This window comes from Nocardia ignorata NBRC 108230 (genome assembly GCF_001612905.1).
GTDB lineage: Bacteria > Actinomycetota > Actinomycetes > Mycobacteriales > Mycobacteriaceae > Nocardia > Nocardia ignorata.
Map to the genome: position 1 here is coordinate 112,669 of NZ_BDBI01000025.1, position 12,814 is coordinate 125,482.

Genomic DNA, 12,814 nt, shown 5'->3' on the forward strand with positions numbered 1-12,814 from the left:
GCTCAGCTCGGGGTGACGGTGACCGTGTTCGCCATCTGGGTGCGGATGTCGAACTGGGCGCACTGGCCGTTGGTGAGTTCCACGTGCCGGTGCGTCTTCTTCGAGTTGCCCTCGATGTCGACGACGACGTCGCTACCGGTCATCGAGCACACCTTCGACACCGGCGCCTCGGTGTAGCTGACGGTCCCGGCCCCCTGGCAACTGTTCGTCGAGTTTCCGAGGAACACCCGTGCGGTCCCGTCCGGACAGGGATCGGCCGCCGCGCTCGGCGCACCTACCATCAGCACCGGAACCACGGCCCCGGCCCCCAACGCCGCAACAACCAGCCCACGAATCATCACTGCAGCTCCGCCTCTCACCGATTTTCGGCCAGACTACGCCAGACCCACACCCCCGCGCGCGACATGCACACGATCGCAAACCTGGACACTTCCGCCTAGACCCAGCGACTCTCAACTGCCCAGGGTGCCGATGACGCCTGCTACCGTCGGTCCACACAGACCTTCTGACGTCTGTTCGAGGCCTCGGGCATCGACTGTCGCGTCGACAGCAGGTGAGAACATGGGTAACTCACCGGGAACGGGCGACGGTGACCTGCTACATGGTCTGGCCGCCAACGGGAGTCTCCCCCCACCTGAATCTGGCCTAGATTCTCGGGGAGGCGGAATAGAGAGGCGGAAGAGCACTTGTTGCGGAGTTTTCAGGTGGCCAATCATGGGTCTTTGGCCGAGGCGCAGCAATTGCGGCTGACCAAGGGGGCCGGTGGACCGCTCGCGGTGCCGGTGACGGCGGTGTACGGCGTCGCGGCGTCGGGGAAGACCAGTGTGGTCGACGCGCTCGCGCAGATGCGTGATGCCGTCTTGAATTCGGTGAGCGGGTGGGATCCGTACGCGGGTCCGGTGCGTCGGCCGCATCTCGGATTTGCCGATCGGCCGACCGAATTCGTGGCCGGTTTCGTGGCGGAAGGCGTTCCGTATACCTACGGCTTCCGCCTCGACAGTGCCGATGTGATCGCCGAGTGGCTCTACACCCATCCGCGTTCGCGGAAGCGAATCGTGTTCGAGCGCAACGGGGATCAGGTCAAGATCGGCCCGATGTTCGAGGCGGCCCGATACGGGGTGACGGCGCTGGTGCCGTTGCTGCGGCCGAACGCGTTGCTGCTGAGCCTGGCCGGTCAGTTGTACGCGGAGGCTCTGGTACCCGCCTATCGCTGGTTCGCGGCGAATCTGCAAGTGCAGCAGGGTGATATCGGTGTGGAGGCGTTGGCGTACGAGCTCGGCAGCCACATCTCTCGTTCGCCCGACAACGCCGCGCGCCTGCTGATGCTGTTGCGCACAGCCGATCTGGGTATCGAGGATCTGCTGATCGCCGAGCACGACCCGATGTACGCCGACTACCTGCGTGACATGGATGCCGGAATCGCCTCGCTCACAGCACAACTGGACCAGGGTGGCGCGGATGCCGTTCTCGTGGAACGAGAACTGAGCACGCTGCGTGCCGCCCGCGACACCCTCTACCGCCGCATGGTCGACCGGCGCGGCCCCGGCCTGAGCCTGGTGCACGAGGGCATCGACATCGCGTTCGACCTGGCCGACGAATCGACCGCGACCCGCGCACTGCTGCGGGTGCTGCCCGCGATGCTCGAGGCGCTCGACACCGGCGGTGTCCTCGCCGTCGACGATCTCGGTGCGGGCCTGCCGGTGGAGGAGACCGACCGTCTGGTGCAGCTGTTCCAGAACCCGGAGACCAACGCTCGCGGCGCCCAGCTGATCTACACCACCGCGAATCGCGCGCTCATCGACCGTAACAACGGCCGGTCCCAGCGCACCAGGACGGCGGTGTGGCAGGTGCGGCGGACGCAGGGCGTCAGCGAACTCGTCGGTCTGTAGTCGGCCTACCATGGGGTCATGCTCGAAGTGGTGATGGCGGCGGCCATGGTGACGATGCTCGTGGTCATGATCGGCGCCCTCCTGACCAGGCGTGGCGGCGGTGGCGGAGTTCAGGTCGAGCACGGGTCGCTGTCGGTGACCGGGGTGAGCCCGCTGCCCGCCATGACCGGCGAGCACTACGTGACCATCACCGGAACCATCACCGGCCCGTCGGTGCCCGCGAAGGTCGTGTACGGGCGGTTCGCGTGGGACGCGGCGCAGTGGCCGTCGATCGGCGACCAGCTCGATGTGGTCTACTCACCGCGCAACCCCGACCGCTGGTCCGCGCAGCACCCGGGCCTGCGCCCATATCTCGGTAGCTGAGACGGTCCCGGTAGCCGGGACGGGTGCGTCGAAGCTCACAGCCGCCCGGGTGCGATCATGCGGGAATGCACGGCAACAACCACGCAACAGCGAGCGGTCCGCAGATCCGGACCGCGCAGCCCGACGAATACGACGCCATCTCCGCCCTCACCGTCGACGTGTACGTCGGCGACGGGTATGTACCCGCCGACAACGACTACACGCGGGAACTGGGTGACGCGGCGCACCGGGCCGCGCACGCACAGGTGCTCGTCGCCCTGCACGAAGGGCAGGTCGTCGGATCGCTCACCATCGCCGAACCCGGCAGCCCCTACGCCGAGATCGCCCGCCCCGGCGAACTCGAGTTCCGGATGCTCGCGGTGTCGAAGCGGGCGCGTGGCCTCGGGGTGGGAACGGCGTTGGTGCGCACCGTGATCGAGGAGGCGAAGGCGGGCGGCTACGAGGCGGTGGCGCTGACGACCATGTCCACCATGGTCGACGCGCATCGCATCTACGAGCGTCTCGGCTTCGTCGCTGTGCCCGAACGCAATTGGAGCACCGACGACGGGCTGCCGCTGTTCGTGATGCGGTTGGCGCTCAGTTGAGCACGGTCGCCACGATGCCGGCGAGGTAGCCGAGCCGCGCGACCTCGGACGGGCGGAAATCGGGACCGCCCGGGCGGCCGAGCAGCAGCGCCTTACCGGACCCGCCGAGCGGTGCGGCCGCCAGCTTGGTGTCCATGTCGCGCCAGATCTGCGGCACCCATTCGGCTTCGCCGTCGAGCCACATCGGCTTCTCGATGGGCATCCACGGAGCCGAACCCGCTTGTGTCTCAGGGGCACTCGGGCTGCCGACCACCCGGTAGGCGCCCGAGGGGCCGAGCGCGATGATGGTCGACCAGCCCGCCCGTAACACCCGTGGCACCCCGTCGACGAGGACCTGCATGCGGTCGTCGCGCGCGCCGGCGACCTGATCGATCAGCTCGAGTTCGCGATGGGTGTCGAGGACGCCGGAGTACGGGCGGATGGAGTCGACACTCACATCGCGCACGGATTCGGCGGCGGTGATGAGGGTGTCGGGCAGTGCGCCGGTTGGCACTTCGACGACCAGATCGTCGATGGCGAATCCCGCGCCGCGCTCGACGACGTCGAGCGAGAGGATGTCCGCGCCCACTCCGCCGAGTGCCAATGCGAGGGAACCGAGGCTTCCCGGTCGATCCGGAAGTTGCACGCGGAGCAGGTATGACACGTGCGTTCCTTTCCTTGACGGCCGAGGCTGTTCGAGACGAATACCCGGTGAAGCAATACTTACACCCCCAACCGGGGGATCTCGACTCGAGTATGACCCCATCGCGGCGAGGAGGGCGAACTTTCGTGCGAGGCGGGTGCGTCCGGGGCTGTTCGCCCACCTCGTTAGGCTGTACCGGAAGTTCTTCCCACCCGAAGCCGAAAGGGGTCCCGCGGTGCCCGCAATCTCCCGCGACGAGGTCGCTCACCTCGCCCGGCTGTCCCGGCTGGCGTTGACCGACGCCGAACTCGACCAGTTCGCCGGTCAGCTGGATTCGATCCTCAGCCATGTCAGGACCATCTCCGAGGTCGCCGCCGACGTCCCCGCCACCGCATCGCCGAACCCGACGACCAATGTGACCAGGCCCGACGTGGTCGTGCCCGGCCTCACCCCCGAGCAGGCGCTGGACCAGGCGCCCGCCGTGGAAGAACAGCGTTTCCTGGTCCCGCAGATTCTGGGAGAGGGCGAATGAGCGAGTTGACCACGCTGTCGGCGGCCGAGCTGGCGAGCAAGATCCACGGCGGCGAGGTGTCCTCCACCGAGGTCACCCAGGCGCACCTGGACCGCATCGGCAAGGTCGACGGCGAGCTCAACGCCTTCCTGCACGTCGCGAGCGAGCAGGCGCTGGCCGCGGCCGCCGTGGTCGACGCCGCGATCGCCGCGGGGGAGCAGCCCGCCTCGCCGCTGGCGGGAGTTCCGTTGGCGCTCAAGGATGTTTTCACCACCACCGACATGCCGACCACGTGTGCGTCGAAGGTGCTCGAGGGGTGGATGTCGCCCTATGACGCCACCGTCACCACCCGGTTGCGCGCGGCAGGCATCCCGATTCTCGGCAAGACCAACATGGACGAGTTCGCCATGGGTTCATCCACCGAGAACTCCGCGTACGGTCCCACCCGCAACCCGTGGGACACCACCCGCATCCCGGGCGGTTCCGGCGGTGGTTCGGCGGCCGCGCTGGCCTCGTTCCAGGCGCCGCTGGCCATCGGCACCGACACCGGTGGGTCGATCCGTCAGCCCGCCGCGGTCACCGCGACCGTCGGCGTCAAACCGACCTACGGCACCGTGTCCCGCTACGGTCTCGTCGCGTGCGCGTCGTCGCTCGACCAGGGTGGGCCGTGTGGTCGCACCGTGCTCGACACCGCGCTGCTGCACGAGGTGATCGCCGGGCACGACCCGCGCGACTCCACCTCGCGCAAGGTGCCGGTCGCCCCGGTGGTCGAGGCCGCGCGACAGGGCGCCAACGGTGACCTGACCGGTGTGCGCGTGGGTGTGGTGCGCGAATTGCATTCCGACAGTTACCAACCCGGCGTGATCGCCTCCTTCGACGCCGCCGTCGCGGTGCTGAAGGAACTGGGCGCCGAGGTGATCGAGGTATCGTGCCCGAGCTTCGAGTACGCGCTGTCCTCGTACTACCTGGTGATGCCGTCGGAGGTGTCGTCGAACCTGGCGCGCTTCGATGCCATGCGCTACGGCCTGCGCGTCGGTGACGACGGCAGCCACAGCGCCGACCAGGTGATGTCGCTGACCCGTGAGGCCGGTTTCGGCCCGGAGGTCAAGCGCCGCATCATCATCGGCACCTACGCGCTGTCGGCCGGCTACTACGACGCCTACTACGGCCAGGCTCTGAAGGTGCGCACGATGATCGCGCGTGACTTCGACGCGGCCTACGAACAGGTCGACGTGCTCGTCTCGCCGACCAGCCCGTTCACCCCGTGGAAGCTGGGCGAGAAGGTCGGCGACCCGCTCGCCATGTACCTGTCGGACCTGTGCACCCTGCCGACCAACCTCGCCGGGCACCCCGGCATGTCGGTGCCGTCGGGGCTGTCAGCCGACGACAACCTGCCGGTGGGTCTGCAGATCATGGCGCCCGCGCTGGCCGACGACCGCCTGTACCGGGTCGGTGCGGCCTACGAGGCGGCCCGTGGCCCGCTGCCCACCCCGGGCGCGGTCTGAGAGTTCGTACCGAGCGGGGCTCGTCGAGGATGAGAATCCTTGGCGGGCCCCGCTTTTCGTAGGCGCGGACAGCGAGGTCGGTTCGCAGCCGGGCGGTCGTCGCACCGAGTCCAGCGCGCGGGCGACGTTACGAGACGGCGCGAGCGGCGACCCCGGCCGTCATGGCGTTGAACCCGGCACGCAGGTGCTTGCCGAGCGCCAAGGTGACCACGGGGCTGAGCCAGCCGGCCAGGGTGAAGCGCGATTCGTAGCGGCAGCGGTCCTCGCCGAGCGGGACCACGGTGTGCGAGCGCAGGCTGTGCAGCGCGCCCAGCGGCACCGGCTTCATCGCGTAGCTGAACTCGACGCCGGGCGTGTGGGTGCGGATCCACTCGCGCTGGGCGCGCTTGTTGCCGCCGAGATTCACCATCATGTCGATCGGCTCGCCGGGCACCAGGGTGCTCGCGGCCTCGTAGCAGAAGGTATTCCACTCGCCGTAGTGTGCGAAATCGGTGAGCACCTGCCACACTTTCGCGGCGGGGGCATCGATCTCGACCGTCTCGTCGATCACCAGAGTCATGCGTGAAAGCTAGAACAAGTTCTATAAATCGGCAATGTGGTCAGATCACGCGGCGACGTTTGCGCAGCGCGTCGATGATCACCGCGCAGGCGGCCGTCACCGCGAACAACCCCAGCACCGTGCGCGCCAAGGGCCACAGGTTGGGCCGGTCGGCGGGGTCGGTCTCGGCGAAGACGTTCTCCACCACCGGTGCGGCGTAGTCCTGCCTGCGCGAGTTCACGTCGACGGCGGTGAAGGCGATATCGGCCATCACACCGCAGCGCGCGCGGGAGAACTCGTCGTCGCGCAGCTCACAGGCGGCGTGGATGCGCCGGTTCAGAGCCGCGTCCACCGAGCGCCGTGCCCACGGGCCGAGCGGCTCGTCGACCCGCTCGGCGTAGCGCAGCATGTCGTAGCCCAGGTCGTGGGCCTTGCAGGCGGCCTCGAACTCGCCCGGCAACGTCACCGGGGAGGAGCAGCCGCCGTTCGGGTTCACCAGCATGCCGTCCTGCTCGGCGGGGTCGTACCCGAACTTGAAACCGAAATCGCGGGGGATCAGCGCGGGCGCGTCCGGGTCGTCGTCGGTGAGGGAGCGCACCGCGGCGGTGGCGGCCGCGTTCTCGACCCCGCTGCCCGGGGTGGTGCCCATCGCGCCCGGTGCCGACATCACGACCGCGGAGGCCATCGCGAGCCCGGCGGTGCACAGCGCGATGCCGCTGCGGCGGCGATTGGGAGTGGCGGTGTCGGCGGGCGACGCGGAACCTGTGGCACGGGCACGGCGAGCGGCGGGTGCCGGGCGAAGCGGGGTTTTCATGGCCTCCGACAGTAAGGAGCGGGTCGTACGGCGGGCATCCCGCTGTGGACCGGTTTCGCGAGGCGCGCGGGTGGAGTCCCGGCGCCGGGGTCACACCAGGGTAGGGGGTCGCAGTTGGTTCGTGGGTATGAGGTGGGTCGGTGACCGGTTTCCTAGGCTCAGGACCATGACCGGACAACTGCGTACCTCCGTGCGCCGGATCGACGCGACCACCTGGTTCGACCTGGGAACCGTGCTGGTAGCGCTCATTCTGTACAGCATCGCGTGGCCCACGCTGTTCGTCACCCACCAGGTGCCCGCCGCTGTCGCACCGCTGATCTCGGGGCTCGCGGTGTTCCCGCTCCTGCTCGTCCGGCTCAATCCCGCCCTCGGCTGGGCCGTCTCCGCAGGGTCGGCGCTGCTCATCTCGCTGGTGATCTCGCCGACCGCCGACAGCGACCTGCCGTTCCAGGTGGTGCACGTCATCGTGCTGTTCGTGCTGCTGTTCGCGGTGGCGTTGCGCGCGCCGCTGCCCGTGGTGGTCGTCGCGTGGGCGGGGCAATCGATGCTGTTCGCCACGACCATGCCCGGTTCGGCCGACGGTCCGCTGTGGGGGTGGCCGGTCGGGTTCGGTGCGCTCGCGCTGCTCGGCTACCTGCTGCAGACCCTCGGCGCCTCGCGGGCCAAACTCGAGGAACAGGCCGAGGTGACCGAGGTGGAACGCGCGCGCCGCGCCATCCTCGAGGAGAAGGCGCGCATCGCCCGCGACCTGCACGATGTGGTCGCCCACCACATGTCGATGGTGGTGGTGCAGGCCCAGACCGCGCCCTACCGGATCACCGATCTGCACCCGGCCGCGGCGGCGGAATTCGAATCCATCGGTGCCACCGCGCGCACCGCGCTCAACGAGATCCGCGGCATGCTCGGCGTGCTGCGCAGCGACGGCCAACTGCCCGAACACGCACCGCAACCGCGCGCCGCCGACGTGCCCGCGCTGTGCGAGTCGGCCGCGCGTGCCGGTCTGCCCGTCGAGTGGACCGTCGACGGTGACCTGTCGGCCGTGCCCGAGACCACCGGGCTGGTCGTGTACCGCGTCGTCCAGGAATCGATGGCCAACTGCGCGCGGCACGCACCCGGCGCCCCTGTGCGCGTCGCGGTCGGTGTGCGGCCCGGGCTGGTGACGGTGACGGTCCACAACGACCCCGCCACCGGTGTGCCGAGCAAGAGCACGGGCGGCGGCCATGGCATCGACGGCATGCGCACCCGGGTGGCGGCGGTCGGCGGACAACTGCTCGCCGGACCCACTGCGACCGGCGGATTCGAGGTCTCGGTGACGCTGCCGACCCCGTAAGGTGGTCGCGTGGCTATTACCGTCTTGATCGCCGACGACCAGGCGATGGTCCGGCAGGGCTTCGGCGCTCTGCTCGGTGCCCAACCCGACATCAGCGTCGTCGGCGACGCCCCCGACGGCAAAGTGGCGGTCGCCGAAGCCAAACGGCTTCGCCCCGACGTCGTGCTGATGGATGTGCGCATGCCCGAGATGAACGGGCTCGACGCCGCCCGCGCCATCCTCGCCGCCGGTTTCGACCCACCCGTGCGGGTACTCATGCTCACGACCTTCGACATCGACGACTACGTGTACGAGGCACTGAGCCTCGGCGCCAGCGGATTCCTGCTCAAGGACGCACCCGCCGAGGAACTGGTGCGCGCGGTGCGGGTCGTCGCCGACGGGCAGGCCCTGCTCGCACCGACGATCACCCGCCGCTTGATCGCGGATGTGACCCGGCGGCGCAACACCGTGCGCACCGCACCCTCGCCCGCCCTGTCGACGCTGACACCGCGCGAACGCGAAGTACTCGAGCTGGTGGCCAAGGGCCTGTCCAACACCGAGATCGCGAGCGAACTGTTCGTGGCCGAGCAGACCGTGAAAACGCATGTGTCCAAAGTCTTTTCCAAGCTCGGCCTGCGCGACCGGGCCCAAGCGGTCGTCCTCGCCTATGAATCCGGTCTGGTCGTTCCCGGCTGAGCGGGCCCGCTCAGCGCGGGCACACTCCGCCCCGCAGGTCGGGCAGATGACGTGCCAGCAGCAGCGCCAGCCGGTCGAGCAGGGCGGTGGTGTCCTCGAAGCTGCCCGAATCCGCCTGTGCGGCAAGGGCGATCGCCAATTGGCCGCTGCCGACGGGGATCAGCCCGAACTGGCGGACCGTGTACATGCCGGTGTCGTCGTCGGGACCCCAGCCGCCCTTGAACTCCGCGTGGTCGAGCAGGCCGAGGCCCCAGCCCTGCTCGGGGGTGATCTCACCCATCAACCGCATCACGACCTCGGTGTCGGGCAGGCACGGCAGCTTGGAGGCGAAGCGCACCTGGTTGGCCAGCGACCATTCGGTGACACCGAAGGCCGTGTAGTCGAGTTCGGTGCGCATCTCCGGCTTGTCGGTGTTCACCTCACCGGCCTCGTCGAGCACCTGCTGCACCGCCTCGGCCGCCGCCGTGCCGTCGCCGAGGGACTGCCACAGGCCGTAGGCGGCGTCGTTGTCCGACACCGTGATCGCGGCCTGCACCATCTCGAAGATGGACTGGTCGTGGTCGTGGCGCAGGGCGGCGACGGCGAGCGGAACCTTGATGGTGGACCAGGCGATGCCGGTGGTCCAGTCGCCGTAGATCGTCATCCGTCCGCCGCCGACCGGCATCAACGCCATCCCCACCTGGCCGGGCAGGGTCGCCTGCAGCTGGGTGAATTCGGCGGCCAGCGAGTCGGGCAGGATCACCGACTGGCCGGGACGCCAGGCCTCGCCCTCGTCGCGCTGGACCGTCGGCGCCGTCGCGGCGGTCGGGTTGCCGGGCACCGCGCACGAGCCGGTCAGCGCTGCCGACATCAACAGCACACCGGACACGAGACCGCGACAGGCAGCCTTCACAGTAGAGCCAGCCACCTGAAAACCCTCCCCACCACCGGTTGCGCGGAGGCGCTGTGTTCCGGCGGTGCAAACTACTCGTCTAGCGCGCCCGGACGATCTCGGGCGTATGCCAGTAAGTTTCGCATATGCCGGGACGGTCGCGCTGTCCGGCGACGGGCGCTGAAAGGGGGTCGTGGTGCACGAGATCGGTGATGTGTTCGCCGGGTTCACCATCGAACGGATGCTCGGCCAGGGCGGTATGGGGACGGTGTATCTGGCCCGGCACCCGCGCCTGGACCGGTTGACCGCGTTGAAGCTGCTCAACCGGGATCTGTTCGCGGACGCGCGGATTCGGGCCAGGTTCGAGCGGGAAGCGGATCTGGCCGCGGCGCTGGATCATCCCGGCATCGTCACCGTGTTCGATCGGGGCGCCGAGGACGAACAGCTGTGGATCAGCATGCAGTACGTCGACGGGATCGACGCGGCCACCGTCGATCCGCGTACCCTGCCACCGCAGCGCGCGGTGCAGATCATCGAAGGTGTCGCCGACGCACTGGATTACGCGCACGGGCACGGCGTGCTGCACCGGGATGTGAAACCGGCCAACATCTTGCTGGCGCGATCCGGCGGCGGGCAGGGGGAGCGGGTGTTCCTCACCGACTTCGGGATCGCCCGTCTGCGCGCCGACTCCACCCACCTCACCCAGCAGGGCATGTTCACCGCCACCCTGGCCTACGCCTCGCCCGAACAGATGACCGGCGCCGAACTCGACCACCGCTCCGACCAGTACTCCCTGGCCTGCACCCTGTACTGGCTGTTCACCGGCCTGGCCCCGTTCGATTCACCCGACCCCAACGAGATCATCCGGGGCACGCTCTACGCACCGCCACCCCCGCTCGCCCTGCGCCGCACGGGCCTACCGCCCGCCATGGATGCGGTCCTCGCCGCCGCCATGGCCAAGCATCCCGCGGCCCGCTACGAGTCGTGCACCGCTTTCGCCAAGGCGGCCCGCCGGGCTCTCACGTCGACCAAGCCACCCGTCCTTCCCGCCTCGTACCCGCCGCAATCCGTCCAGGGACAGCCCACAGCTGTGTCCGCCCCGGGGTTCGCGCCGCCGTTATCCGCTGGGCCCCAACTCAATTGGCACCCGGCATCACCTCCGGTGGCCCCGGCCGGCCCGCCGGTCGGCCAGCCCTATGTCGGCCCGCCGGTTCAGCAGCCGGTGGTTCAACCGCCGGTGCCGCAGGGTCCGGGCCCGCAGCCGCTCCCGCAACAACTTGGGGATGCTCAACCACCCGCACAGCCGCTCGCGTCCCAGCCGCCGGCTCAACCGCTCGCGCAGCCTCCGTCGTACCGGCCTGCGGCCCCACCGCCGGCTCCGCGGCCACCGGCTCAGTCGGCCGCGCAGCAGCCGCCGGCCGAACAGCTACCAGACCGGTCCGCGCACCAGCGGGCGGCGGCACCGGGTGGTTCGGTGGGCGGAGCAAAAGCCGTTGCGGCAGATGTTTCGTCGTCGGTCGGCAGGACAGTCGTGCCCGCCGACACCGTCGGGGGGGACGTGTCGAGCACAGCTGCGACCGATGTCCTCGGTATGCCGAACAGAGACCGCTCGGACGTCCGAAATTCCTCGGCACGAACGGAAGTCACCGCTGTGCCTGGCATGGCAGCGAGTAGGCAGGACAGCGCACCGGGAGCAGCCGGTGGTGCGACGCACACGACGACCAGCGGTGCGGAAGCGGACTCGCCGGTCACCGACGCTGACGGAGAAAGTGCCGCCAGTTCAGCGGTGGAAGCTGCCGAGCCGGCGGCCCCGCGCGCAGAGACCGCCTGGGGAGATGGAGCGGCGGCGAGCGCGCGGCCGACGTCGACCGGAAGTGGAATCCCAGCAGTCGGCAGCGCGGAAGTCGGGAACGCACGCACGCACGTCGATATGCCTGACGGTTCAGCGGTTTCGGGTGAAGGGGAACACAACGCCGATGCCGAATCGGACACCGATGGCGGCGCTGAAGAACTGCCCGTTCGGAGCGATTCCGTTGCGCCGGATCTGAAAGATCAGTCGGATCACGGTGTTTCCCCTGCCGGCGACCCCGTAACAGGTGCCGCGGCGGTGGACCGGCCGTTTGCGCTCGGCAGCGTGCCGGGGTCGGACGGTGGTGAGAACGTGGCGTCGCCCCCGGCTGCTGGGGAGGCGGCGCAGGGCGGAAAAGGCTCCGACGTCCCGGATTTCGGTGCGCACCGGGATGGTTCGGGTGGCGGTGAGCGCGGGCCCGATGTCGGGGCGGTGCCTTCGCAGGTCGCGGCGACACCGGTCGCGTCCGCGGGGACGCCGATGCAACCGCCGGGGGGAGGGCCGGGAATGGGTGGTCCTGGGCGGCCTCCGCAAGGACGGCATCCTTGGCCGGTTCCCTATCGTCGGCAGTCGGCGGTGTCTCGGCCGGTGTCGGGGTTGCAGCGGCTCGGGTGGGTGGTGCTCGCGGCGCTGGTTGTCGTGTTGGTGACGATGGTTCTGGCGCTGGTCGTGGTGGTTCTGCCGGATGGGGACGACGACGAGGGAGCCATCGGAGGGGTGGTGACGGGGCCGTCGAGTGCCGTGGCCGAGGCGACCGATTCGTTCCTGGCGAGCAGGCGGGTGTTCCCGACGCTGGTTCCGCAGGGCACCGGGATCGAGGGGCAGGGGTATCGCGGGGCGAATTGTGTCGGGGTTCGGCAGGTGAGCGAATTGGAGTGGAAAGAGCCTGCGCTGCAGTGGAACCCGATCACCGCGGGATGGCAGTGTGAGCGGGTGGACAACGGGCTCGGTGCGGTGAGCTATCTCGTCCTCGAATACGCGAACTCCGCGCAGGCCCGCTCCGCCATGGACGCATTCCCCGCCGCCGTCCGCTTCGGGGCGGAGAAGGACGGTGTGCCGGTGACGGTGCGGCGCTGGGTGGTGCCCGATCCGGCCACCAGTCGCGTCCAGACCGCGCACCAGGTGATCGGCTTCCCCGGCGACCCGGACCGCGACAACTATCTCGTCGTGGTGAGCCGCCGGGGCAGCAGCGGGACCGGCGGCGCACCGCGGCCCTCCGCCCAGGACGAGGTGATCGCCTGGTGGGCGGAGGTGCCGCTGTGA

The 12,814-nt window shown here is 69.4% G+C and carries 13 protein-coding genes; 8 read left to right on the forward strand and 5 right to left on the reverse strand.

The annotated features are described in order from the left end of the window. Positions 1-2: 2 nt before the first annotated feature. Entirely contained in the window at positions 3-143 is a 141-nt protein-coding gene (locus NI2_RS33940) for a hypothetical protein (RefSeq protein ID WP_157104674.1), read from the reverse strand. A 561-nt stretch (positions 144-704) separates the two neighbouring features. Here NI2_RS33940 and NI2_RS21070 point away from each other — a divergent pair. From NI2_RS21070 to NI2_RS21080, 3 genes are all read left to right on the forward strand, one after another. Then, positions 705-1,889, forward strand: coding sequence for an AAA family ATPase (locus NI2_RS21070; protein WP_243749712.1), 1,185 nt, complete (start codon positions 705-707; stop codon positions 1,887-1,889). Between the two features lie 18 nt (positions 1,890-1,907). Next, positions 1,908-2,252 (forward strand): hypothetical protein, encoded by a 345-nt coding sequence (locus tag NI2_RS21075; protein ID WP_067493220.1) that lies wholly within the window; start codon positions 1,908-1,910, stop codon positions 2,250-2,252. Between the two features lie 65 nt (positions 2,253-2,317). Further along, entirely contained in the window at positions 2,318-2,836 is a 519-nt protein-coding gene (locus NI2_RS21080) for a GNAT family N-acetyltransferase (RefSeq protein WP_067493221.1), read from the forward strand. Here NI2_RS21080 and NI2_RS21085 read toward each other — a convergent pair. Further along, complete coding sequence (locus NI2_RS21085; RefSeq protein ID WP_067493223.1) at positions 2,829-3,479, reverse strand: ACT domain-containing protein; 651 nt, start codon at positions 3,477-3,479, stop codon at positions 2,829-2,831. The two genes, NI2_RS21080 and NI2_RS21085, sit on opposite strands and share 8 nt — an antisense overlap. 214 nt (positions 3,480-3,693) lie before the next feature. Between NI2_RS21085 and gatC the strand changes: the two genes are divergently transcribed. Together gatC and gatA are read left to right on the forward strand one after the other, a co-directional pair. After that, a complete protein-coding gene (gatC, locus tag NI2_RS21090) occupies positions 3,694-3,990 on the forward strand; it encodes an Asp-tRNA(Asn)/Glu-tRNA(Gln) amidotransferase subunit GatC (RefSeq protein WP_067493225.1) in 297 nt (98 codons plus the stop codon). Continuing rightward, entirely contained in the window at positions 3,987-5,474 is a 1,488-nt protein-coding gene (gatA, locus tag NI2_RS21095; protein WP_067493227.1) for an Asp-tRNA(Asn)/Glu-tRNA(Gln) amidotransferase subunit GatA, read from the forward strand. The genes gatC and gatA overlap by 4 nt, the downstream gene beginning before the upstream one ends. A gap of 127 nt (positions 5,475-5,601) precedes the next feature. On the opposite strand, the gene NI2_RS21100 is transcribed toward gatA, so the two are convergent. After that, on the reverse strand, positions 5,602-6,033 hold the full coding sequence (locus tag NI2_RS21100) for an SRPBCC domain-containing protein (RefSeq protein WP_067493228.1): 432 nt from the start codon (positions 6,031-6,033) through the stop codon (positions 5,602-5,604). A 40-nt stretch (positions 6,034-6,073) separates the two neighbouring features. Beyond that, a complete protein-coding gene (locus NI2_RS21105) occupies positions 6,074-6,826 on the reverse strand; it encodes a hypothetical protein (RefSeq protein ID WP_067493230.1) in 753 nt (250 codons plus the stop codon). A gap of 166 nt (positions 6,827-6,992) precedes the next feature. On the opposite strand from NI2_RS21105, the gene NI2_RS21110 reads away from it, so the two are divergent. Beyond that, positions 6,993-8,156, forward strand: a complete 1,164-nt coding sequence (locus NI2_RS21110) for a sensor histidine kinase (RefSeq protein ID WP_133733802.1) — start codon at positions 6,993-6,995, stop codon at positions 8,154-8,156. Positions 8,157-8,165: 9 nt separating this feature from the next. Then, positions 8,166-8,831, forward strand: coding sequence for a response regulator (locus NI2_RS21115; protein WP_067493235.1), 666 nt, complete (start codon positions 8,166-8,168; stop codon positions 8,829-8,831). Positions 8,832-8,841: 10 nt separating this feature from the next. Here NI2_RS21115 and NI2_RS21120 read toward each other — a convergent pair whose 3' ends face one another. Then, complete coding sequence (locus NI2_RS21120) at positions 8,842-9,738, reverse strand: serine hydrolase (protein WP_243749711.1); 897 nt, start codon at positions 9,736-9,738, stop codon at positions 8,842-8,844. A gap of 160 nt (positions 9,739-9,898) precedes the next feature. Between NI2_RS21120 and NI2_RS35605 the strand changes: the two genes are divergently transcribed. Next, positions 9,899-12,814 carry a serine/threonine-protein kinase gene (locus NI2_RS35605; protein WP_133733801.1) on the forward strand — a complete coding sequence of 972 codons (2,916 nt, stop codon included), beginning with the start codon at positions 9,899-9,901 and terminating at the stop codon, positions 12,812-12,814.